The 24,710-nt window shown below is 45.8% G+C and carries 13 protein-coding genes; all 13 read left to right on the forward strand.

Annotated features, from left to right (window positions below; translation table 11 throughout):
• Positions 1–19: 19 nt before the first annotated feature.
• The 13 genes from H9625_RS03025 to H9625_RS03085 all read left to right on the forward strand — a co-directional run bounded on the left by H9625_RS03025 (position 20) and on the right by H9625_RS03085 (position 24,664).
• A complete protein-coding gene (locus H9625_RS03025; RefSeq protein ID WP_191762965.1) occupies positions 20–4,030 on the forward strand; it encodes a hybrid sensor histidine kinase/response regulator transcription factor in 4,011 nt (1,336 codons plus the stop codon).
• A gap of 147 nt (positions 4,031–4,177) precedes the next feature.
• Positions 4,178–7,060 (forward strand): TIM-barrel domain-containing protein, encoded by a 2,883-nt coding sequence (locus tag H9625_RS03030; RefSeq protein WP_317173068.1) that lies wholly within the window; start codon positions 4,178–4,180, stop codon positions 7,058–7,060.
• Between the two features lie 147 nt (positions 7,061–7,207).
• On the forward strand, positions 7,208–9,715 hold the full coding sequence (locus H9625_RS03035; RefSeq protein WP_191762967.1) for a glycoside hydrolase family 2 TIM barrel-domain containing protein: 2,508 nt from the start codon (positions 7,208–7,210) through the stop codon (positions 9,713–9,715).
• A gap of 19 nt (positions 9,716–9,734) precedes the next feature.
• Positions 9,735–11,957, forward strand: coding sequence for a glycoside hydrolase family 3 C-terminal domain-containing protein (locus tag H9625_RS03040; RefSeq protein ID WP_191762968.1), 2,223 nt, complete (start codon positions 9,735–9,737; stop codon positions 11,955–11,957).
• Between the two features lie 150 nt (positions 11,958–12,107).
• Positions 12,108–13,670 (forward strand): replicative DNA helicase, encoded by a 1,563-nt coding sequence (dnaB, locus tag H9625_RS03045; RefSeq protein WP_087209908.1) that lies wholly within the window; start codon positions 12,108–12,110, stop codon positions 13,668–13,670.
• 137 nt (positions 13,671–13,807) lie between these two features.
• Positions 13,808–15,475 (forward strand): formate--tetrahydrofolate ligase, encoded by a 1,668-nt coding sequence (locus H9625_RS03050; protein WP_022040175.1) that lies wholly within the window; start codon positions 13,808–13,810, stop codon positions 15,473–15,475.
• Between the two features lie 189 nt (positions 15,476–15,664).
• A complete protein-coding gene (locus tag H9625_RS03055) occupies positions 15,665–16,915 on the forward strand; it encodes a peptidoglycan DD-metalloendopeptidase family protein (RefSeq protein ID WP_022040173.1) in 1,251 nt (416 codons plus the stop codon).
• A 235-nt stretch (positions 16,916–17,150) separates the two neighbouring features.
• Complete coding sequence (locus H9625_RS03060) at positions 17,151–17,585, forward strand: BT0820 family HAD-type phosphatase (RefSeq protein WP_087209902.1); 435 nt, start codon at positions 17,151–17,153, stop codon at positions 17,583–17,585.
• A 77-nt stretch (positions 17,586–17,662) separates the two neighbouring features.
• The gene (locus tag H9625_RS03065; RefSeq protein ID WP_022040171.1) at positions 17,663–18,460 is read left to right on the forward strand and encodes a polysaccharide biosynthesis/export family protein; all 798 of its coding nucleotides are present in this window, start codon (positions 17,663–17,665) and stop codon (positions 18,458–18,460) included.
• Between the two features lie 33 nt (positions 18,461–18,493).
• Complete coding sequence (locus H9625_RS03070; RefSeq protein WP_191762969.1) at positions 18,494–20,935, forward strand: GumC family protein; 2,442 nt, start codon at positions 18,494–18,496, stop codon at positions 20,933–20,935.
• A gap of 114 nt (positions 20,936–21,049) precedes the next feature.
• Positions 21,050–22,297 carry a nucleotide sugar dehydrogenase gene (locus H9625_RS03075; RefSeq protein ID WP_275532081.1) on the forward strand — a complete coding sequence of 416 codons (1,248 nt, stop codon included), beginning with the start codon at positions 21,050–21,052 and terminating at the stop codon, positions 22,295–22,297.
• A 70-nt stretch (positions 22,298–22,367) separates the two neighbouring features.
• Positions 22,368–23,456, forward strand: a complete 1,089-nt coding sequence (gmd, locus tag H9625_RS03080) for a GDP-mannose 4,6-dehydratase (protein WP_022040168.1) — start codon at positions 22,368–22,370, stop codon at positions 23,454–23,456.
• A 107-nt stretch (positions 23,457–23,563) separates the two neighbouring features.
• The gene (locus H9625_RS03085; RefSeq protein ID WP_191762970.1) at positions 23,564–24,664 is read left to right on the forward strand and encodes a GDP-L-fucose synthase family protein; all 1,101 of its coding nucleotides are present in this window, start codon (positions 23,564–23,566) and stop codon (positions 24,662–24,664) included.
• The last annotated feature ends 46 nt before the right edge of the window (positions 24,665–24,710 follow it).

A 24,710-nucleotide genomic window follows, 5' to 3' on the forward strand; every position in this document is an offset into this window, starting at 1 on the left:
CAAAGCCTTTCATCTTATTATGCTGAAAAAACAGATTCTTATTGCATTGTTTATTATACTGGCATGTGCCGGAAGTCGTGCACACCGCTATATGTTCAAGCATTTGGAAGTAGCCGACGGGCTTTCCAGCAATACGGTTTATTCTATTTATCAGGATCGGGACGGATTTATGTGGTTCGGTACGCGGAACGGGTTGAACCGTTATGATGGGTATACTTTCCGCGTGTTCCGGCATTTGAATAATGACCCGTATTCGTTGCCCGATAATGTGGTAGCGAATATTTGTGAGAGTCCCGAAGGCATGTTTTGGGTAAAGACTGAGCGTGGATATGCTTTGTTTGAGAAAGATAAGGGGGTTTTTGTCAATGATTTGAGTGGTTTCATGAAACAATTGGGCAGCAACGCTAAAAATCCAATGTCTGTCTATGTGGACAAGAAAGGATATACGTGGTTGTATGTTGCCGGAGAGGGGTGTTACCGGTATAAGCAGGGAGAAAAGCCGAAAGTCTTTGTATTGCGGGAAAACGGCTTGCCTGTATCGGGAATCACTGCGGTGGGAGAGTGCCGTGACGGCATTTTGTTGTTGTATGATACAGGGCTGCTGGTCTGCATCGGGCGTGACGAACTGGACCTGAAATGGAAAAGAGATGATATACCGGCTCAACTTCCGAAGGGGAAATACGTTCAGTTTTCGCTTTTTACGGATGCTGATGACTGTGTGTGGATATACAGCGTGTTGGGGCTGTGGGTATATGATGTGCCAACCGGACGCTGGCGTGATGATTTGGCCGCTCCCTGGAAACATCAGACAGACTTTGTACATGCGATGGCGCAGGATAAGACCGGACGCATTTGGCTGGCAAAGGAATATAAAGGCATTGACGTGTTCGACAAAAAGACAGGTGAGGTCGTAAATCTGACAAATCATGAAGACGACGAACGTAGCTTGTGCCACAATACGGTGTATCAGCTTTATGTCGACCGTAACGGTTTGGTATGGGCAGGTACTTACAAGAAAGGCATTTCGTATTACGGGGAAAGTATCTTCAAGTTTAACTTCCAGTCTTTGGGGGATATTACGTGTATCGAGCAGGAAGATGCGCAACGGCTGTGGCTGGGTACTAACGATGACGGGTTGCTTTTGTGGAATATCCAGACAAGGAAGTTTGAGGAATATGGTTCCCGTCGGATGGGTTCGAATCCGATAGTTACATTGCTGAAGACCCGTGACGGGAAATTATGGGCTGGCACTTTCAACGGTGGGTTGTATTGTCTGGATAAAGGAAATATTATCCGGTACACGATGGCAGATGGCTTGTCGAGCAACAATGTTTGGGATTTGGTGGAAGACCGGGAAGGTAATCTGTGGATTGGTTACTTGGATGCAGGATTGCAATGTTTTCATCCGCAGACAGGAGAAATGGAGACTTATACAACTGCCAATTCGGATTTGCCCGATAACCTGATTAATTCGCTTTGCCTTTTACCCGATAATACCTTGGTGATTGGTACGGTAGGAGTCGCATTTATGAACTTGCAGGACCGGAAAATTCGCAAGATGCCATCGGCAGCTGAAGACAGAAACGATTTTGGGGTCAATCAGGTATTTGGAGACAGCAGGGGACTGGTATGGATTGCTACTCTCGAAGGATTGAAGATGTATGACCCGAAATCGCAGGTATTGAAAGAGTTTTCCGATATTACAAGGGAAGAAGGGGAGATGATTTCGGGGATTGCTGAAGACCACAGACATAATCTGTGGATTTCGTCAACCCGGAGGATGGTTCATATCAACGTGTTGCAGCAGGGCGAGGAAGGCTATTCGTTTGAACCGCATGTGTATGGTAATGCAGACGGGCTTCAGAATTGCGATTTCAACTTGCGTTCCATCAAGACTCTGAAAAACGGAACGATTGTGGCGGGAGGACTGTATGGCTTGAATATTTTTAATCCAAGTGAAATCAGTTACAATAAGCAGTTGCCCAATGTCTTGTTCTCCGGCCTGTCCTTGTTTGACAAGGAGGTGGAGGTAGGCAAAACGTATGACGGCAATCTGATATTGCCCGAAGACTTGAACAAGGTCCGTAAGGTGGAATTGGATTACAGGCAGAATATTTTTTCCATTGAACTGGCTACGGATAATTTCATCTTGCCGGAAAAGACCTTTTTCCGGTATAAGCTGGAAGGAATCAGTAAGGACTGGTTATCGCTTCCACCAGGTATCCACAGGCTTGTATTCACCAATCTGAATCATGGCGTTTATACACTAAAGGTGAAGGCGGTCAATAGCGATGGCTATGAAAGCAAGGAGATGGCACAACTGAAATTGATTGTGCGTCCTCCCTTTTGGTTGTCGTGGTGGGCTTACCTGCTTTATATAATTATAGGTGTAAGTGCCTTGTTGTTTGCCCGGCGTTTGACTTTGAAGCGTGAACGTGAAAAGTTCCGCATGCAGCAGATAGAGCAAGAAGCAGCCCGGAAGGAGGAAATCAATCAGATGAAGTTCCGTTTCTTTACCAACATCAGCCACGAATTGCGTACGCCATTGACTTTGATTATTGCTCCGCTGGAAGATTTGTTGAAGAAAACGGCAGAGGATGAATCGCAGCGTAATGTGTTGCAGCTGATGTATCGCAATGCGCAGCGTCTGCTGATGTTGGTCAACCAGTTGCTGGACTTCCGGAAAGGAGAGATGAGCGGGCATCACTTGTCGTTGTCGGAAGGAGATATTGTGGGGTATATCCATGAGGTCTGCAATTCGTTTTTGTCAATGGCAGACAAGAAGCATATCCGGTTTTCTTTCTTTTCGGGGGTGGATGCGTTTTCGATGGCTTTCGATGCCGACAAGATAGGGAAGGTGGTGATGAACCTGCTTTCCAATGCCTTTAAGTTTACTCCTGAGGGCGGACGTGTCACCGTGATGCTGGAGTATGTGGAAGGCGATTCGAACGTATTCGAGATAAAGGTTTCAGATACAGGAATCGGCATCCCCGACGGTGAAAAGGAACATATCTTCGAGCGTTTTTACCAGATAGAGCATAAGGGGCAGGATGAAATGACGGGAAGCGGCATCGGCTTGAGTCTGGTGCGGGATTTTGTCAGGCTGCATGACGGTACGGTGGAAGTCTTTGATAACATCGGTACGGGAGCAGTATTTGTGGTATGCTTGCCGGTAAGGCATGTCGACGTAAAGGCAGAATTGCCTAAACCGGTATGTGTGCCTATGGATGAAGGGCAGGAGACGGCAATGGCATCGACCGACCGGAAGGATTTTCCGCTTTTGCTTGTCGTGGATGACAACGAGGATTTCCGTTTGTTTATGCAGCACAGTCTGGAACTGCAATACCGGGTAGAGGTTGCCTCGAACGGGCAGGATGCCTTGACGAAGGTGCAGGAACTGCAGCCCGATTTGGTCATCAGTGATGTGATGATGCCCGGTATGGATGGAAACGAACTGTGCAGGCTGATAAAAGGAGACAAGCGTACGGCACACATCCCGGTTATCCTGCTGACGGCGCGTCAGGCGGTGGAATCGAAAGTAAAAGGACTGGAGACGGGAGCAGACGACTATGTGACCAAACCTTTCAACATGACTGTATTGGTGTTGCGCATCCGGAAACTGATAGAATTGAGCCGTTATCATCGGTCTGCACAAACATCGACCATAGACCCGGCTCCGAGCGAAATACTCATTACGTCCTTGGATGAAAAGCTGATAGAGAAAGCAGTGAAATATGTGGAAGAAAACATTTCGAGAAGCGATTTGTCGGTAGAGGAATTGAGCCATGAACTGGGGATGAGCCGTGTGCACCTTTATAAGAAGTTGTTACAGATTACCGGAAAGACTCCCATTGAGTTTATCCGGGTTATCCGGTTGAAAAGAGCAGCCCAGTTGTTGCGTGAAAGTCAGATGCATGTATCGGAGATTGCCTATGAAGTAGGTTTTAACAACCCTAAATATTTCAGCCGTTACTTTAAGGAGGAATTTGGCGTTTTGCCCTCTGCCTATCAGGAAAAAGAGGGTAAATAACAAATGATACCCCATACGGAAACAAATGAAGCCCGAATGGATGATATACGTTCCTTGTATAAAACATTTGAAATCATTTGTTGAGAGAACAATGATTATCTTTGTAATCAAAGAATTTTATTGTTTAACTTTAAACATGGGTATATGGTGAAAATGAAAAACATTTCTTGTTGCCTGCTCGCCGGATTATTGTTTGGTGCATGTTCCGGAAACGTTTATGAAGAGACAGACAAGGGTGTAATCGTAAAAGTACAGCAAAAGGGCGACACAGATGTGCGTCTGGTTCGTTTTCAGGTGATGGGTGAAAAACTTATCCACGTGTCGGCAACGCCTGAAAAGAAATTTGCCGACCGGCAAAGTCTGGTTGTTGTTCCTCAAACGGAGCAGACTCCCTTTACGGTAGCGCAACAAGGCGATACCATTACGGTATCTACCGATGAGGTGCGTGCTTCGGTGCTGGCGTCTACGGGTGAAGTATGGTTTACCGATGAAGACGGTAACCTGATTCTGCAAGAAAACAAAGGAGGAGGGAAGACCTTTACCCCGATTGAAGTGGAAGGAACCAAAGGATATACCATTCGGCAGGTATTCGAGTCGCCCGATGACGAAGCGTTCTATGGTCTGGGACAGCATCAGGCAGACGAGTTCAACTACAAAGGTAAGAATGAGGAGTTGTTCCAATACAATACGAAGGTGTCTGTGCCTTTTATCGTATCGAACAAGAATTACGGTGTGCTGCTTGACAGTTATTCGCTCTGCCGTTTCGGTAATCCCAATGATTATTCACAATTGGGGGAAGTGTTCAAACTTTATGACAAGGATGGAAAAGAAGGTGCCATTACCGGTACATACGTGCCTGCAGAAGGTTCAGGTGCGGAGACCTTGGTGCGCCGTGAGGATTCGCTCTATTTCGAGCATCTGGTAAGAGGCGATTTGGGACATGTGGTGAACTTGCCTAAAGATTTTCCTTTCTATGGTTCGAAGGTGACGTATGAAGGTTCTATCGAACCGTCGGAAAGCGGAGAATTCAAGTTTATTCTGTATTATGCGGGATATACAAAGATATACATCGATAACCAGCTGGTGGTACCTGAACGTTGGCGTACGGCGTGGAACCCGAACAGCTATAAGTTCTTGGTCAATCTGGAAGCCGGAAAGCGTGTGCCGCTCAAAGTGGAATGGGTTCCCGATGGCGGCGTGTCTTATTCCGGACTTCGTGTATACAGTCCGGTAGACCCGAAAGAACAGGGCAAGCAATCGTGGTGGAGCGAAATGACGCGGCAACTGGATTATTATTTTATCGCGGGTGACGATATGGACGAGGTCATCAGCGGCTACCGTACGCTGACGGGCAAGTCGCCGATTATGCCGAAATGGGCGATGGGTTATTGGCAAAGCCGTGAGAAATACAATACGCAAGCCGAGATGCTGGGTGCTTTGAAAGGGTTCCGCGACCGCCGGATTCCTATTGACAACATCGTGCTTGACTGGAACCACTGGCCCGAAAACGCTTGGGGAAGCCATGAGTTCGACAAGGCACGTTTCCCCAATCCGAAAGCGATGGTAGATTCTATCCATGCCATGCACGGACGGATGATGATTTCCGTATGGCCGAAATTCTATACGACAACCGAACATTTCAAGGAATTTGATGAGAAGGGCTGGATGTACCAGCAATCGGTAAAGGACAGCCTGAAGGACTGGGTAGGTCCGGGTTATACGTACGGATTCTATGATGCCTATAGTGCCGATGCACGCAAGTTGTTCTGGAACCAGATGTACGAGCATTATTATCCGTTGGGCATTGATGCCTGGTGGATGGATGCCAGCGAGCCGAACGTGCGCGATTGTACCGACCTGCAATACCGCAAGGACTTGTGCGGTCCTACGGCATTAGGTCCCTCGGCTGAATATTTCAATGCTTACGCTTTGATGAATGCCGATGCTATCTATAACGGCCAGCGTGGAGTAGACAACAATAAACGTGTATTCTTGCTGACCCGTTCGGGCTTTGCCGGATTGCAACGTTATTCTACCGCTACGTGGAGCGGTGACATCGCTACCCGTTGGGAAGACATGAAGGCACAGATATCAGCCGGACTGAACTTTGCCATGAGCGGCATTCCGTATTGGACGATGGACATTGGCGGATTCTGTGTAGAAAACCGTTACGTGGCAGGTCAGAAGCAATGGAACGAGACAAAGACCGAGAATGCTGATTATAAGGAATGGCGTGAGCTGAATACGCGTTGGTTCCAGTTCGGCGCGTTTTGTCCGCTGTACCGTGCCCACGGCCAGTATCCGTTGCGCGAGCCATGGGAAATTGCTCCAGAAGGGCATCCGGCTTATAATTCCATTGTTTATTATACGAAGTTGCGCTACAACCTGATGCCGTATATCTATTCTCTGGCAGGCATGACCTGGTTTAAGGATTATACGATTATGCGTCCGCTGGTGATGGATTTCACATCTGATACGAATGTAAATAACATCGGTGACCAGTTTATGTTCGGTCCTTCCTTTATGGTATCTCCGGTATATGAATACGGTGCCCGTTCGCGTGAGGTTTATTTCCCGAAAGCGGAAGGTTGGTATGATTTCTATACCGGCAAGTTCCAGCAGGGTGGTGTGAAGGCAGATGTGAAAGCTCCTTACGAGCGTGTACCGCTTTACGTACGTGCCGGTTCTATCGTTCCGTTCGGTGAGGATATGCAATATACCGATGAAAAACCGGCAGATCGCATTGTACTTTATGTATATCAAGGTGCCGATGGAGAGTTTACGCTGTACGAAGACGAAGGTGTGAACTACAACTACGAGCAGGGTAAGTATGCCATGATTCCGATGGAATACGATGAGGAAGAAAAGACTTTGACCATCGGCAAGCGTGAGGGTTCATTCCCCGGTATGCTGGAGAAACGTACCTTTACCGTGGTAAAGGTGAATCCCGATAAGGCACAGCCTTTCGACTTGAATGCCAAAGGTGTAACGGTGGACTATACAGGCGAAGAAGTTTCGGTGAAATTATAAATGTGATGATTGTGTGAAACGCAGATTAGCGCGGATTTCCTCAGATTAATTATAGTCAATCTTTCGCAAAACAATTTTGTTCTACTATAATAATGATATCTGCGTTAATCTGCGGGAATTTGCGTTTCAATAATTAATTAAGATAAAATGGTGAAGAAATTAGCTTCTCTTTTATGCGGAGTATGTTGCCTGCTTTTAGCTTCGTGTGCGGCATCTCCGGAAAAAGTCCGTGAGAAGATAGACTTCAACGACGGCTGGCGTTTCCTGTTAGGAGACGAACCGCAAGCGGAAGAAGTCGGTTTTGCTGATACGGCGTGGCGTGCGCTCGACTTGCCTCATGATTGGGCGATAGAGGGCGACTTCAGTCAGGATAATCCGTCCGGTACAGGCGGAGGGGCTTTGCCCGGAGGCATCGGGTGGTACCGTAAGACCTTTGTCCCCGATAAAGCCGATGCGGACAAGAAGTTCCGTATCGTGTTCGACGGGGTCTATATGAATTCGGAAGTATTTCTCAACGGCGTATCTTTGGGGCATCGTCCGTATGGATACATTACTTTCAGTTACGACCTTACCCCGCATCTCAAGTGGGGCGAAAAGAATGTGCTTGCCGTGCGTGTGGACAATTCCGAACAGCCTAATTCACGCTGGTATTCGGGATGCGGCATTTACCGGAATGTATGGCTGGTGAAGACCGGTGCGGTGCATGTGGCTGAATGGGGAACGTATGCTACGGTGAGTGAGGTGAGTGATGCGCAGGCGGATTTGGATATTCAGACCCGTGTGGCAAATGAATCAGCTATGCCTGCTCAGGTGAAGGTGCATTCTTCTTTGCTGGATGCGGAAGGGCTTATCGTTGCAAGTGGAGAAACGGACTGTTTCGTAGAAGCCGGGAAGGAAACCGAGGTCTCGCAACAGCTAAAGGTCGGGAATCCCGAACGGTGGGATATTGATACACCTTATTTATATACCTTATTGACCGAAGTGGTACAAGAAGGGAAACAGGTCGACCGTTATGAAACGCCTGTAGGTATCCGTTCGTTTTCTTTTGATGCCGAAAAGGGATTTATCCTTAACGGAAGACCGATGAAGATAAACGGGGTATGCATGCATCACGATTTAGGATGCTTGGGAGCGGCGGTCAATGTGCGTGCCATGGAACGCCAGCTGGAAATCTTGAAAGAGATGGGATGCAACGGCATCCGGTGTTCGCACAATCCTCCTGCGCCCGAATTGCTCGACTTGTGCGACCGGATGGGGTTCATCGTCATGGATGAGGCGTTCGACATGTGGCGCAAGAAGAAGACCTCGCACGACTATGCCCGCTATTTCGATGAGTGGTATGAACGGGATTTGCGCGATTTCATCTTGCGCGACCGCAACCATCCCTCCATATTTATTTGGAGCATCGGTAACGAAGTGTTGGAGCAGTGGAGCGATGCCAAAGCCGATACGTTAAGTCTGGAAGAAGCGAATCTGATTCTGAACTTTGGGCATTCGGCGGATATGTTGGCAAAAGAAGGGGAGATGAGTGTCAATTCATTGCTGGCGAAGAGGCTGGCTGAGTTTGTAAAGGCACTTGACCAGACACGTCCCATTACGACCGGATGCAATGAACCGAATCCGGCAAACCATTTGTTCAAGTCGGGAGCTATGGACATTATCGGGTACAATTATCATAACGCGAATATTCCCGATGTACCTAAGAATTTCCCTAACAAGCCTTTTATAATCACCGAAAGCAATTCGGCTCTTGCCACACGTGGGTATTACCGGATGCCGAGCGATAAGGTTACCGTTTGTCCCGACCGTTGGGACAAGCCGTATTACGACCCGACTTTCGCTTGCTCGGCATACGACAATTGCCATGTGCCTTGGGGAAACACGCATGAGGAAACCATAAAGCTGATTCGTGACAATGCTTTCATCAGCGGGCAATATGTGTGGACGGGATTCGACTATATCGGCGAGCCTACTCCTTACGGATGGCCTGCACGCAGCTCGTATTTCGGCATCGTCGACCTTGCCGGATTTCCGAAGGATGCCTATTACCTCTATCAGGCGGAGTGGTCGGACAAGCCTGTGCTCCATCTTTTCCCGCACTGGAACTGGACGCCGGGACAGGATATTGATATGTGGTGCTATTACAACAATGCCGACGAGGTGGAACTTTTTGTCAACGGCAAGTCGCAAGGCGTGAAGGCGAAGACTCCTGATTGCCTGCATGCGGCATGGCGTGTCAAGTTCGAGCCGGGAAGCGTGAAGGTGGTGGCACGTAAAGAAGGCAAGGTAGTAGGCGAGAAAGAAATCCGTACAGCCGGAACTCCTGTCCAAATCCGCCTGACTCCCGACCGTTCCAACTTGTATGCCGATGGGCGTGACTTGAGTTTCGTAACGGTAGAGATTTTGGATAAGGATGGCAATCTGTGTCCGAACGCCGACAATTTGGTCCGTTTTCAGGTAGAAGGCAATGCCTTTATAGCCGGAGTGGATAACGGAAGCCCCATTTCGATGGAGCGGTTCAAGGACAATAAGCGCAAGGCTTTTTACGGCAAGTGCCTCGTGGTGTTGCAAAACACGGGAGATGCCGGAGGTGCCCGCCTGAAGGCGGTTTCCGATGGCTTGCGTGATGCAGAAGTATCGATAACAGCAGAATAAAATTATAAAACAGAAAACCATGAAAAAACAATTATTGACAATATGTGCAGGTGTGGCGTTATCCCTGTCTGCACCGATGGCGCAAACGGTGGAAACGCTTCCGGTATATTTGGACGACAGCCAGCCGATAGAAGCGCGCGTGCAGGATGCCTTGAGCCGGATGACGGTAGAGGAAAAGGCACGCCTGAGTTATGCGCAGGGAAAATTCAGTTCGCCCGGATGTCCGCGCCTGGGCATTCCTGAACTGTGGTATTCCGACGGCCCTCACGGGGTACGTGCCGAAATCAATTGGAACGACTGGGGATATGCCGGATGGACCAGCGACAGTTGTACGGCTTTTCCGGCATTGACATGCCTTGCTGCTACATGGAATCTTGAACTTTCGGGCAAATACGGAAAAGCATTGGGAGAAGAAGCCTTATATCGTGGCAAGGACGTGCAGCTGGGACCGGGCGTGAACATATACCGCACGCCTTTGAACGGACGTAATTTTGAATATATGGGCGAAGACCCCTATCTCGCCGCCGAGATGTGTGTGCCTTACATTCAGGAGTTGCAGAAGAACGGAGTAGCGGCTTGCGTGAAACATTACGCGCTCAACAATCAGGAATTGTGGCGCGGGCATATCGATGTGGAGGTGAGCGACCGTGCCTTGTACGAAATCTATCTGCCTGCATTCAAGGCGGCGGTAGAGCGGGGCGGGGCATGGAGCATCATGGGAGCTTATAATAAAGTACGCGGTACGCACGCCACGCATCACAAGCTTTTGAATAATGACATTCTGAAAGGCGAATGGAAGTTCGACGGGTGTGTGGTGACCGACTGGGGAGCGGCACACGATACGTACGAAGCCGCCATGTACGGGCTTGACCTCGAAATGGGCTCTTACACCAACGGATTGACCTCGGAGTCGGAGTTCGGTTATGATGACTATTATTTGGGCAAAGCTTACTTGAAGATGATAAAAGAAGGCAAGATTCCGATGGAGGTGGTCGATGACAAGGCAGGGCGCGTGCTCCGTCTGATTTTCCGCACGGCGATGAACCGCAAAAAGTCTTTCGGCTCGATGGCTTCGCCGGCGCATTATCAGGTGGCATACGAAGTGGCAACCGAGGGGACAGTGCTCCTGAAGAACGGAAACGGGAAAAAACAGGCAGGCTTGCTTCCGGTTGTCCCCGGCGCGTATAAAAACATCCTTGTGGTAGGCGACAATGCGGTGCGCAACCTGATGCAGGGAGGAGGCTCTTCGGAACTGAAGCCCAAAGATTTCATTTCTCCCTTGGACGGTCTGCGTAAAAAATACGGCAATGTGACGTATGCGCAAGGTTATAAGGCAGGGCGTCCGATGTATGGCAATGTGGAAGAGATTCCGCAGGCGGTGATGGATTCGTTGCGTGAGGATGCCGTGGCAAAGGCGAAGGAAGCCGACTTGGTCATTTATGTAGGCGGACTGAACAAAAACCATCAGCAGGATTGCGAGGCGGGCGACCGCATTACCTACAACTTGCCTTTCGGGCAAGATGAACTGATTCGTTCGTTGCTCGGAGTGAACAAGAATATGGTAGTCGTTTTGATAAGCGGGAATGCGGTGGCGATGCCGTGGCTCGATGACGTTCCGTCTGTGGTGCAGACTTGGTATTTGGGTACGATTACCGGAAATGCGTTGGCAGATGTGCTGAGCGGCGAAGTCAATCCCAGTGGGAAACTTCCTTTCTCTTACCCTGTGAAACTGGAGGACTGCCCAGCCCACGCTTTCGATGCGCTTTGCTATCCGGGCGACAGCATCCGTGAAGTATATAAGGAAGACATTCTTGTGGGGTACCGCTGGTATGACACCAAGAAAATCGAACCGATGTTCCCGTTCGGCTATGGGATGAGCTATACGACTTTCGAATACGGCAAACCGGCGGTTTCGGCTAAGGCGATGAATCAAGACGGAAGCCTTACGGTTTCGGTAAAAGTAAAGAATACGGGAACGGTAGCCGGCAAGGAGATTGTCCAGCTTTACATCGGCGACGAGAAGTGCTCCGTGCTTCGTCCTGTAAAGGAGCTGAAAGGCTTCCGAAAAGTGGCTCTTCGTCCGGGTGAAGAAAAAGAAGTGACTTTCACCGTTACTCCCGATGCTTTGAAATTCTTCGATGATAAGCGTCACGAATGGGTAGCGGAGCCGGGTAAGTTCAAGGCGTATATCGGCGCATCGTCTGCGGATATACGCGGTACGGTTTCGTTCGAACTGCTGTAAGTCTTTTGAGGATAATAGATCGGACGCAAAATATAAAGTCAAGGATGTTATGTTTTTTGGCTTTTGCAGAAGCAAAAATAAAAACTCTGTGTCTTTGTATCTTTGCGTTCGATTTATTTTTCTAACTTTGCATCCTCAAAAAAGAAGATAATGGCAGAAGTACGAAGAACGACGCGCATCCCGAAGGCTGTAAAGACCAAGCCGGTGGATGAATATGGACATCTCCAGCCTCAGGCACCCGAGCTGGAAGAAGCGGTATTGGGGGCATTGATGATTGAAAAGGATGCTTATTCACTGGTGAGTGAAATATTGCGTCCTGAATCATTTTATGAACATCGTAATCAGCTGATTTATGCAGCTATAACTGACCTTGCTATCCAACAGAAGCCGATTGATATTCTTACGGTGACCGAGCAGCTGCGTTCAAGAGGCAATCTGGAAGAGGTGGGAGGACCTTTTTATATCACCCAGCTTAGTGGTAAAGTGGCTTCGTCTGCCCATATCGAATACCATGCACGCATTATCGCTCAGAAATTTCTGGCACGTGAATTGATATCATTCACCAGCGCCATTCAGACCAAAGCTTTCGATGAAACACAGGATGTAGACGACTTGATGCAGGAGGCCGAAGGAAAGCTCTTTGAGATTTCCCAGCAAAATATGAAGAAGGACTACACACAGATTAATCCTGTCATTCAAGAAGCATATGAAATGTTGCAGAAAGCAGCAGCACGTACAGATGGTCTGAGCGGTTTGTCCAGTGGCTTTCACCAACTTGATAAAATGACGTCAGGATGGCAGAATTCCGACCTTATCATTATTGCAGCCCGTCCGGCAATGGGAAAGACGGCGTTTGTACTTTCGATGGCGAAAAATATGGCGGTCAATAATAAAGTTCCTGTTGCTTTGTTTTCGCTCGAAATGAGTAACGTACAGCTGGTGAACCGTTTGATAGTGAATGTATGTGAAATACCTGGTGAGAAAATCAAGAGCGGGCAATTGGCTCCTTATGAATGGGGACAGCTTGATTATAAAATAAAAGAATTGTATGATGCCCCGCTTTATGTGGATGATACACCTTCGCTTTCTGTTTTCGAATTGCGGACTAAGGCACGGAGATTGGTGCGTGAACACGATGTGAAAGTGATTATTATCGACTATCTTCAGTTAATGAATGCCAGTGGTATGTCGTATGGAAGTCGACAGGAAGAGGTGAGTACAATCTCCCGTTCGCTTAAGGGACTGGCAAAGGAATTGAATATTCCTATTATTGCATTGAGTCAGCTGAATCGTGGTGTAGAAAACCGTGAAGGCATTGATGGTAAGCGTCCTCAGTTGAGCGATTTGCGGGAATCAGGAGCCATCGAGCAGGACGCAGATATGGTGTGTTTTATCCACCGCCCTGAATATTACAAGATTTATCAGGACGAGAAAGGTAATGATTTGCATGGAATGGCAGAGATTATCATTGCCAAGCACCGTAACGGTGCCGTCGGAGATGTGCTTCTCCGTTTCCGGGCAGAGTATGCACGTTTTCAGAATCCTGATGATGACCTGATTGTGCCTATGCCAGGAGAGGAACATACTTCGCCAGTACTTCGTTCGAAGATAAATAGTGGTGGAAGCCAAGGATATATGCCTCCTACTCCTGCTGATATACCTCCTCAGTCGGAGAATCCCTTTGGTGCTCCTATGCCTGATGTCCCGTTTTGAAAATTGGAATGAATCCCCCAATTGTCCAAAGCACACACGAAAACGGAAACATCAAGATGGGAAAAGCTTTTTGTAGAGATTCAAAACAGTTTCTAGGTCTTGGATAATTTTGATGAACAAGAATATATGATATAAATATGAAGTCGGATATAGAAATAGCACGCAGCATTGAGCTGAAGAAAATCAAGCAGGTGGCTTGGAGTTACGGGTTACCCGGAGATGAGATTTTGAACTACGGGCGATACATTGCCAAAGTGCCCGAAACATTGATAGATGAAGAGAAGGTAAAGCGGAGCAACTTGATACTGGTGACAGCCATCACGCCCACCAAGGCCGGTATCGGAAAGACTACGGTTTCTATTGGACTTGCCTTGGGGTTGAATCGCATTGGACGGAAAGCCATCTGTGCCTTACGTGAGCCATCGCTTGGTCCTTGTTTCGGAATGAAAGGCGGTGCTGCTGGAGGTGGCTACGCACAGGTGCTCCCGATGGACAAAATCAATCTTCATTTTACGGGTGATTTCCATGCCATTACCTCGGCACATAATATGATTGCTGCCTTGTTGGATAACTATATGTATCAGAATCGCGATAACGGCTTTGCCATGAAGGAAGTGCTGTGGAATCGTGTGTTGGATGTGAACGACCGCGGTTTGCGTTATATCGTGACGGGATTGGGAGGAAAAACCAATGGCATTACCCGGGAGTCAAGTTTTGATATCACTCCGGCATCTGAAATCATGGCTATCCTTTGCCTGGCAACAGATGAGGCGGATTTGCGTCGTCGTATCGAGAATATTTTGCTGGGTTTCACCGTTGATAACAAACCTTTTACGGTGAAAGACTTGGGAGTGGCAGGAGCTATTACCGTATTGCTGAAGGATGCCATATCCCCCAACTTGGTGCAGACCACTGAGCACACACCGGCATTTGTTCATGGGGGACCTTTTGCCAACATTGCTCACGGTTGTAATTCCATCTTGGCCACCAAGTTGGCGATGACCTTTGGCGACTACGTGATTACGGAAGCCGGATTCGGTGCGGATTTGGGAGCAGAGAAATTTTACGATATCAAGTGCCGTAAGTCGGGCTTGCAACCCAAGCTGACCGTTATTGTAGCTACGGCGCAGGGATTGAAAATGCACGGCGGCGTGAGTCTTGACAAAATCAAGGAGCCAGATTTGGAAGGATTGGAAAAAGGCTTTGCCAATCTTGACAAGCATATTGAGAACCTGCGCTCGTTCGGTCAGACGATTGTAGTGGCATTTAACCGTTACGCCAACGATACGGAAGAGGAAATTGAAGCTATCCGTCGCCATTGTACCACGATGGGTGTGGGTTTTGCCGTTAACAATGCTTTTACCGAAGGTGGAGCCGGAGCTATGGAATTGGCAGAGCTGATAGTGGACACCATTGAGAATAAACCTTCACAGCCTCTGCGTCTTGCATACGAAGATACCGATAGCATCGAGGAAAAGATAGAGAAAGTGGCTTGCAACTTGTATGGTGCCGCTGAAGTGACTTACAGCATCACGGCGCGCAAGAAAATCAAGATAGCTGAAGCACTGGGTTATGAGAAATTCCCCATCTGTATTGCCAAGACTCAGTATTCGTTTTCCACTGACCCCAAGCTCTATGGTGTGGCGAAGGACTTTGAGTTTCATGTGCGTGACATTGTTCTTAATGCCGGTGCTGAGATGCTGGTGGTGATAGCTGGCGAGATTATGCGTATGCCGGGATTGCCCAAAGAGCCACAAGCCCTACACATTGATATTGTGAATGGGGAGATAGAAGGATTGTCGTGAGTGTCTTATTTATGACTATTGTTTTTTCCTTGTGAATGTCCTATTCCGCCAATAAATATGTCTGCAAAACGAAGATATACTTCATCGGCAATTTCAAATAACTGCTACAGCCCACGAAGATAACTGAAAAGGCAAAGTAAGATATCTTCATTGGGCGTGTCATTATTTTACCTGCAATCTGTATAAATTATGAACAAACGAAATATATTCATAGCCGGAGTCGTAGCTGTTGTGCTGGCGGTTGGCGGGACTTTTTATTATATGCATCATATGGCGCAACCGTTGGACGAAGTTGCGGTAACTGATTCGGTAGAAGTCGACAATATCGTGCGGAAATATGGGATACCTGTTTCGCTTTACGACATTAAGTACGGACTTGTAGAACCGGGACAGAACCTCTCGATTATCTTGCGGAAGCATGGTTTGTCGGTAGGTGAAGTACACCGGCTTACCAAGAAAGCAGAAGGTGTATTCGATGTCCGTAAGGTAAAAGATGGGCAGGCATACGCCGTTTTTACGACCCGCGATAGCATTCCACAGACGGTGTACTTTGTTTACGAGGAAAGTCCGAAGTCATATATCGTCTTTGACCTGAAAGGTGATTACGGTGTGAAGCGCGGTGAAAATCCAGTGACGTGGGAGCGTAAGACTGTAGGAGGAAGGGTAAAAACATCGTTGTGGGTGGCGATGCAGCAGTGCGGAACCTCCCCGCAGCTTGCCCTTGACCTTTCGAATATCTTCGGCTGGAGCATTGACTTTTTCGGGTTGCAAAAAGAAGACGAGTTCCGTGTGTGGTATGAACAGGAAACCGTAGAAGGAAGGGAATTGCAGAACTTCCGTGTGCTGGCAGCCTCATTTTCGCACGAAGATAGTGTGTATTATGCTATTCCCTTTGTGCAGGATGGTGAGGAATTGTATTACAATGCTGACGGGAATAGCCTGGAGGGTGAGTTCTTGAAGGCTCCGTTGGATTATTATCGCATCTCGTCACGCTTTTCGAATAGCCGATTCCATCCGGTATTGCGCCGTTATCGTGCCCATCATGGTGTGGATTATGCTGCTCCGAAGGGTACGCCTGTGTATGCTATAGGCAAGGGAAAGGTGATAGCTAAAGCTTACCAGGCGGGTGGGGCAGGAAACTACCTGAAGATTCGTCACAATAGCCGCTATACTACCACTTATATGCATCTCTCGGGATTTGCTAAAGGAATCCAGGTGGGCTCGGAAGTAAAGCAGAAAGAAGTGATTGGCTACGTTGGGAGCACGGGGTTGTCTACTGGGCCACACCTTGATTTCCGTGTTTATGATAATGGTACCCCCGTTAATCCTCTTACTATCAAGTCGCAACCTAAAAAGCCTGTAAGTGAGGATAATAAGGAGCAATTTGCCGTTGTGCGCGATTCGTTGCTGCAAATACTTGATGGGATAAAAGTGCATTGAAAGTAACAGGCTCTAAAAGATTGATAGGATATTGGAAGCGAGAGGCGAGAGATTTGATACTTCAATTATTATTGTTTGAAAATTTTGTCAATAATGAAAAAAGTTGTATCTTTGCGCACACGTGTCATATTGGTTAATATGCAGGGACAAATTAGATTAAAAAGTAATGTTTTGAATAGGTAAGGAGTCAGAACTTTTTATACCGGTTCCTTAAATTAAATAATGAGTAATTGATATGCTTATAGCTGTAGATTTTGATGGAACTATTGTAGAGCATAAATATCCCGCCATTGGTGCAGAGATACCTTTTGCTATTGAAACTCTAAAAAAACTGGCTGCGGAAAAGCATAAGCTGATTCTTTGGAGTGTGCGTGAAGGGAAGCTTTTGGATGAGGCTGTTGAATTTTGCCGCCAGCGGGGATTGGTCTTTTATGCAGTCAACCGTGACTATCCGGAGGAAGAAAAGCAACAGAACAATCATTATTCGCGCAAATTGAAAGTGGATTTGTTCATAGATGACCGTAATTTGGGAGGATTGCCTGATTGGGGCACTATTTATGAAATGGTAACCAAGCGTCTTTCGTATGAAGATTTGTTGGACCGCTACGAAACGGACGAACAGGATGACAAGAAATCACGAAAGGGCTTTTTGAAAAGATTGTTTACTTAAACAATAATGTCGGGCTGATACAGTGACTAAGTATTATTGGAAAAATAGAGGCAATTAATATTTTTAAAGAACATAAGATGAAACTCAAACAAACACTTTTCGCATTTGCTATTATGGCATTGCTGGCAGGATGTACCTCTTATAAAAGTGTACCTTACTTGCAGAATCCTGAAATTGTAAATGAACTGGGAACGGAAATCCCCCTTTATGATGCGAAAATCATGCCTAAAGATTTGTTAAGTATTACAGTGAATACGACCGATCCTCAGGCGGCTGCTCCATTTAATTTGACTGTGCAGACTCCTTTGAATGCGGCGTTGACTAATATCAACACGACTACCCAGCCAACCTTGCAACAATATCTTGTAAGCAATCAGGGAGAAATTGATTTTCCAGTCCTCGGAAGGTTGAAAGTAGGAGGGTTGACTAAGAATGAAGCGGAGAATATGATTCGCGAACGGTTGAAACCTTATCTGAAAGAAGCTCCGATTGTAACCGTCCGTATGGCAAATTATAAGATATCAGTGTTGGGTGAAGTTGCACGCCCTGGTTCTTTTACGGTTAGTAACGAAAAGGTTAATGTGTTGGAAGCTCTTGCTATGGCAGGGGATATGACGGTTTACGGTGTACGTACGAATGTGAAGCTGATTCGTGAAGAACCCAATGGCAAACGGGAAATCGTAGAGCTTGATTTGACGAAAAGTGACATCGTCCTTTCACCTTATTTCTATCTCCGGCAAAATGATGTCATTTATGTTACTCCCAATAAGACAAAGGCGAAAAACTCAGATATCGGTAATACGACCACTACGGTTATATCGGCAACTTCAATCTTGGTATCTATCGCAAGTTTGCTAGTCAATATTCTCAATTAATTCAACGGATAAAAAAGTTAGAAAAAAACATCTATGGAAGAACAAAACATCAATGAACAAAACAATGAAGAAAATGCTATCAATCTATATGCTATTTTTTTCAAATACCTTGCTTATTGGCCGTGGTTTGTCATAAGTGTAATTGTCTGTTTGATATTGGCTTTCCTTTATCTGCGCTATCAGGCGCCAGTATACAATGTTACGGCGGCTGTTTTAATTAAAGAAGAAGAACAAAAAGGTAGTACTTCTGCTACATCGCCTTTGGCTGCTATACAAGACCTTGGAATGTTTTCCATGACTAATAATTTTGATAATGAGGTGGAAATTCTGCATTCACGTACTCTTATCAAAAAGGCAGTAAATGAATTACGGTTGTATATCAGTATAGCCGAAGACCGCATGAGCGGTTATAATATTCCTTTGTATAAGACTTCTCCTGTCAATGTTTTCATGACGCCTGAAGAAGCTGATAAATTGGAGGCACCTGTTAAGCTGAAAATGAAATATACGCTTGATGGCAAATTGAATGTGGAGGCCGAATACACTCTTGAAGAAGAAGAGGAAGAAATCAGTAAAACATTTGATAAACTTCCGGCTGTACTTCCAACTCCTGTCGGAGTGGTGAACTTCGTTAAAAACGACTCGCTTCCAGAGCCTATGGAAGAAGATATGAGACTGGTTGCGTATATTAATGCTCCGACGTCTACCGCGAATGGATATATGGAGAACCTGACCGTGGAAGCGACTTCGAAAACCACAACAATAGCTCAAATCGGAATACAGAATACGGATAAACAACGTGCTGTGGATTTTATTAATTGCCTGGTGGCTTTCTATAACCGCGATGCAAATGATGAAAAAAATGAAGTGGCACAGAAAACAGCTGAATTTATTGAAGAACGCATTGGAATTATCAATCGCGAATTGGGTACAGCCGAGACGGAATTGGCTGATTTTAAACAGCGTTCGGGATTGACAGATCTTACCAGTGATGCGCAATTGGCTTTGGAAGAAAGTTCTAAGTATGGACAGCAGCGTGTAGAAAATGCTACGCAAATCCAGCTGGTAGAATTCTTGAAGAATTACATAAATGATCCTCAAAACAATGGAGAGGTTATCCCTTCAAATGTCGGGTTGCAGGATCAGAACCTTTCATCGGTAATTGACCAGTATAATACGATGATTATCGAACGTAACCGTTTGTTACGTACTTCTTCTGAAAGTAACCCTGCTGTTATTAATATGAATGCGGGGATAGAAGCCATGCGGCATAGTGTTCAGACTACTGTTGAAAGTGTATTGAAAGGTCTGAATATTGCAAAAATAGACATAGACCGTCAGGCACGTAAATTTGAAGGACGCATCAGTAATGCTCCTTTGCAGGAGAAAGAGTTCCTGAGCATTGCCCGTCAGCAGGAAATCAAGGCGGCACTTTATACGATGCTTTTGCAAAAGCGTGAGGAAAATGCTATAACCCTTGCGGCTACAGCCAATAACGGGCGGATTATTGAAGATGCTTTGGCAGATAAGGATCCTGTTTCTCCGAAAAAGAAAATCATCGCACTTGCCGCATTGATTTTGGGATTGGGAATTCCTGTCGGAATTATTTATCTGCGTGACATGTTGAAGTACAAAATTGAAAACCGTGAAGATGTAGAACACTTGACAGATATTCCTATTATTGCAGAACTTCCACGCTGCAAAAAACCGGAAAAAGGAGCGATTGTTGTACGGGAGAATAAAAACGATATTATGGAAGAAACATTTCGTGGCTTGCGTACCAATTTACTCTTCATGTTGCCTAAAGATAAAAAAGTGATTCTCTTTTCTTCTACTCAGCCAGGTGAAGGTAAATCGTTTGTTGCCGGCAATACAGCTGTCAGTCTTGCTTTCTTAGGAAAGAAAACGATTATTGTAGGTATGGATATCCGTAAGCCGGGATTGAATAAGGTATTCAATCTTTCTCGTCGTGCAGAAGGTATTACTAATTATTTGGCGGATCCGAATCATGTGAATATTTTCGATATGATTCAACATTCGGATATTAGCGAGAATTTAGATATCTTGCCAGGTGGTCCTGTTCCACCCAATCCGACAGAACTGGTGGCTCGTGATGTTCTGGACCGGGCTATCGAGCAGTTAAAGCAGCGTTATGATTATATAATTCTGGATACTGCGCCGATTGCCATGGTTACTGATACTGCGATTATCGGACGTGTGGCAGACATGTGTGTGTATGTTTGCCGTGCAGATGTGACCCCGAAGGCTGGGTATCGGTATATTAATGTTTTGCGTGATGGGAAGAAATTCCCTGTACTTGCCACTGTTATTAATGACATAGACATGAGCAAACGGAAAAACAGTTATGGTTATGGATATGGTGCAAAGTACGGATATGGTGGCAAGGCATATGGCTATGGTTATGGATACGGATATGGATATTCCGAAGCCCAAAAGCAAAAAAGCAACAAATAATTAAGAATTATAATCAACACTTATACGCATGTCGCATCAGTTTACACTTTTCTGCATGTATTCTTCGCAGAGTAATGTAAACTGGTGCGATTTTGTCTTTAAATCGTTATTATTATGAAAGATTTGAAAATAGCTGTGGCTGGGACAGGCTATGTAGGCCTTTCTATTGCCACACTGCTGAGTCAGCACCATCAGGTCACGGCGGTTGATATCGTTCCGGAAAAAGTGGAATTGATTAATCAGCGGAAATCACCCATTCAGGATGATTACATAGAAAAATACCTGTTGGAGAAAAAACTGAACCTTACTGCTACATTGGATGGGGTTAAAGCATATAGTGATGCTGATTTTGTGATTATTGCAGCTCCGACCAATTATGACCCGATAAAGAACTATTTCGATACCAGCCATGTAGAAGAAGTCATTAAGTTGGTTATGCAGGTCAATCCGGATGCGATTATGGTCATTAAGAGTACGATACCAGTAGGATATACCGAAAACATCCGTAAGAAGTTGGGAAATAATAACATCATATTTTCTCCCGAATTTCTGCGGGAAAGCAAAGCGCTTTATGATAATCTTTACCCTAGCCGCATCATTGTGGGACGTCCTGAAGGAGACGCCCGTTTGGACAAAGCTGCACATACTTTTGCCGCTTTACTTCAGGAAGGTGCTCTTAAAGAGAATATTGATACATTGTTCATGGGATTGACAGAGGCGGAAGCCGTGAAACTGTTTGCCAATACTTACCTGGCTTTGAGGGTATCATACTTTAATGAATTGGATACTTATGCTGAAATGAAAGGATTGGATACAAAGGCGATAATCAATGGGGTCTGTCTGGATCCGCGCATTGGAAGTCATTATAATAATCCAAGTTTTGGCTATGGAGGTTATTGCCTGCCTAAAGATACCAAACAGCTTCTTGCCAACTATGCGGATGTGCCTGAAAATTTGATACAGGCAATAGTGGAAAGCAATCGTACACGTAAGGATTTTGTTGCCGATAGAGTCTTGCATAAGGCAGGATATTACGATTATTATAACCGGAGTGATTATAATCCTGATGAAGAACGGCAATGTACAATAGGTGTTTTTCGTCTTACAATGAAAAGCCATAGTGATAATTTTCGGCAAAGCAGTATCCAAGGGGTCATGAAACGTGTGAAGGCTAAAGGTGCAATTGTAATAATTTATGAGCCGACATTGAAAGATGGGAGCACTTTTTTTGGAAGCCGGGTTGTAAATGATTTGGAACTTTTCAAGCGCCAGAGCCAGGCTATTATTGCTAATCGCTATGATGCATGTCTTGACGATGTCCGGTATAAAGTGTATACCCGTGATATTTTTCGGAGAGACTGACTGATAGTAACACATCTGTTTGGCTTTTACAGAAATAAAGATTACCTTTGTCCGAAAAGATTTTGGAATTATGAGAAAAGTAGCATTAATCACCGGTATAACAGGACAAGACGGTTCTTACCTTGCTGAGTTTTTGATAGAGAAAGGCTATGAAGTGCATGGTATTTTACGCCGTTCTTCGTCATTCAATACAGGACGTATCGAGCATTTGTATCTGGACGAATGGGTACGTGATATGAAGAAAAACCGTTTGGTGAATCTTCATTGGGGCGATATGACAGATTCCAGTTCGTTGATTCGTATCATCAGTGACATTCATCCTACGGAAATCTATAATCTGGCAGCACAGAGCCACGTAAAGGTCTCTTTTGATGTACCTGAATACACAGCCGAGGCTGATGCCATCGGCACGCTTCGTTTATTAGAGGCGGTTCGAATCTGCGGACTCGACAAAACTTGCCGTATTTATCAGGCTTCCACATCTGAACTTTTTGGAAAGGTTCAGGAAATTCCCCAAAAAGAAACGACTCCTTTTTATCCGCGTTCACCCTATGGAGTGGCAAAGCAGTATGGTTTTTGGATAACGAAAAACTATCGTGAAAGTTATGGTATGTTTGCTGTAAACGGTATCCTGTTCAATCATGAAAGTGAGCGGCGTGGAGAAAATTTCGTGACACGTAAGATTACGCTTGCGGCTGCACGTATCAAGCAAGGGTTTCAAGATAAACTGTATTTAGGCAATCTTGACGCGAAACGTGATTGGGGATATGCTAAAGATTATGTAGAGTGCATGTGGCTTATCCTCCAGAATGATAAACCAGAAGACTTTGTGATAGCAACCGGTGAGATGCATACGGTACGAGAGTTCTGTACGCTGGCATTCCATTACCTGGGTATTGATTTGGAATGGCAGGGAAGTGGTGTTGACGAAAAAGGTATTGACCGGGAAACAGGACGTGTATTGGTAGAAGTTGATCCGAAGTATTTCCGCCCGTGTGAAGTGGAGCAGCTTTTAGGAGATCCGACCAAGGCCAAAGAAACATTAGGCTGGAATCCGACAAAAACATCTTTCCCTGAGTTGGTACGTATAATGGCTGAGCATGACATGAAGTTTGTAAGGAAACTTCATCTGAAAGCAGAAATGGATAAAGAAGAATAATTTTAAGTTGACAAGGTGTCAGATAACGAATTGACAAGGATGTAATGGTATTTGACAGGTAATGCCTCGTTTTCTGATACTTTGTCGGCTTGTCAACAAAAAAGAATATGTTGGACAAATCATCAAAAATATATGTTGCCGGACATCATGGATTAGTTGGATCGGCTATTTGGAATAATCTTCAGCAACGGGGGTATATGAACTTGGTAGGGTGTAGTCATAAGGAACTGGACCTGTTGGATGGAGTGGCTGTAAAACGTTTTTTCGATGAAGAACAGCCTGATGCTGTAGTATTGGCTGCCGCACATGTAGGAGGCATTATGGCGAACTTGCATTACCGTGCAGACTTTATTTACCAGAATCTTCAAATACAGCAGAATGTCATCGGTGAAAGCTTTCGTCATGGCGTCAAGAAGCTTCTGTTTTTGGGTAGTACCTGTATCTATCCGCGTGAAGCTCCCCAACCGATGAAGGAAGAAGTACTGCTCACTTCTCCTTTGGAATATACGAACGAACCTTATGCCATTGCTAAAATAGCCGGCTTAAAGATGTGTGAAAGTTTCAACTTGCAATATGGTACGAATTACATTGCCGTTATGCCTACAAACCTTTATGGGCCGAATGACAACTTTCACTTGGAAAACAGTCATGTGCTTCCGGCAATGATTCGCAAGGTCTATCTTGCAAAGTGCCTGAATGAAGGCAAGTGGGATGCTGTGCGTAAAGACATAAACTTGCGCCCTGTAGAAGGAGTAAATGGAAATAATACGGACGAAGAAATCTTAGGAAAACTGGCAAAGTTTGGCATTGCGCCCGAAGCTGTAACTTTATGGGGTACAGGCAAGCCTTTGCGTGAGTTCCTGTGGAGTGAAGAGATGGCAGATGCCAGTGTACACGTATTATTGAATGTAGATTTTAAAGATACTTACAAGAATGGCGAGACAGAAATCCGTAATTGTCATATCAATGTAGGTACGGGCAAGGAACTGTCCATCCGGGAACTGGCTGAGAAGATTGTAAAAGAAATCGGCTTTAAGGGTGAGTTGCGTTGGGATTCTTCTAAGCCAGACGGAACGATGCGTAAGTTGACGGACGTAACGAAGCTTCATAGCTTGGGGTGGCATCATCAAGTGGAGATAGACGAGGGAATTCATCGTTTGTATGAATGGTATCTGAAGGGGATTTGTATCAACCATCAGACAATTTGATGTAATGGCATAACGATATAACACTTATTGCTGTCTGCTAACGCTT

The sequence above is a fragment of the Phocaeicola intestinalis genome, from assembly GCF_014837065.1.
Classification (GTDB): Bacteria; Bacteroidota; Bacteroidia; order Bacteroidales; family Bacteroidaceae; genus Phocaeicola; species Phocaeicola intestinalis.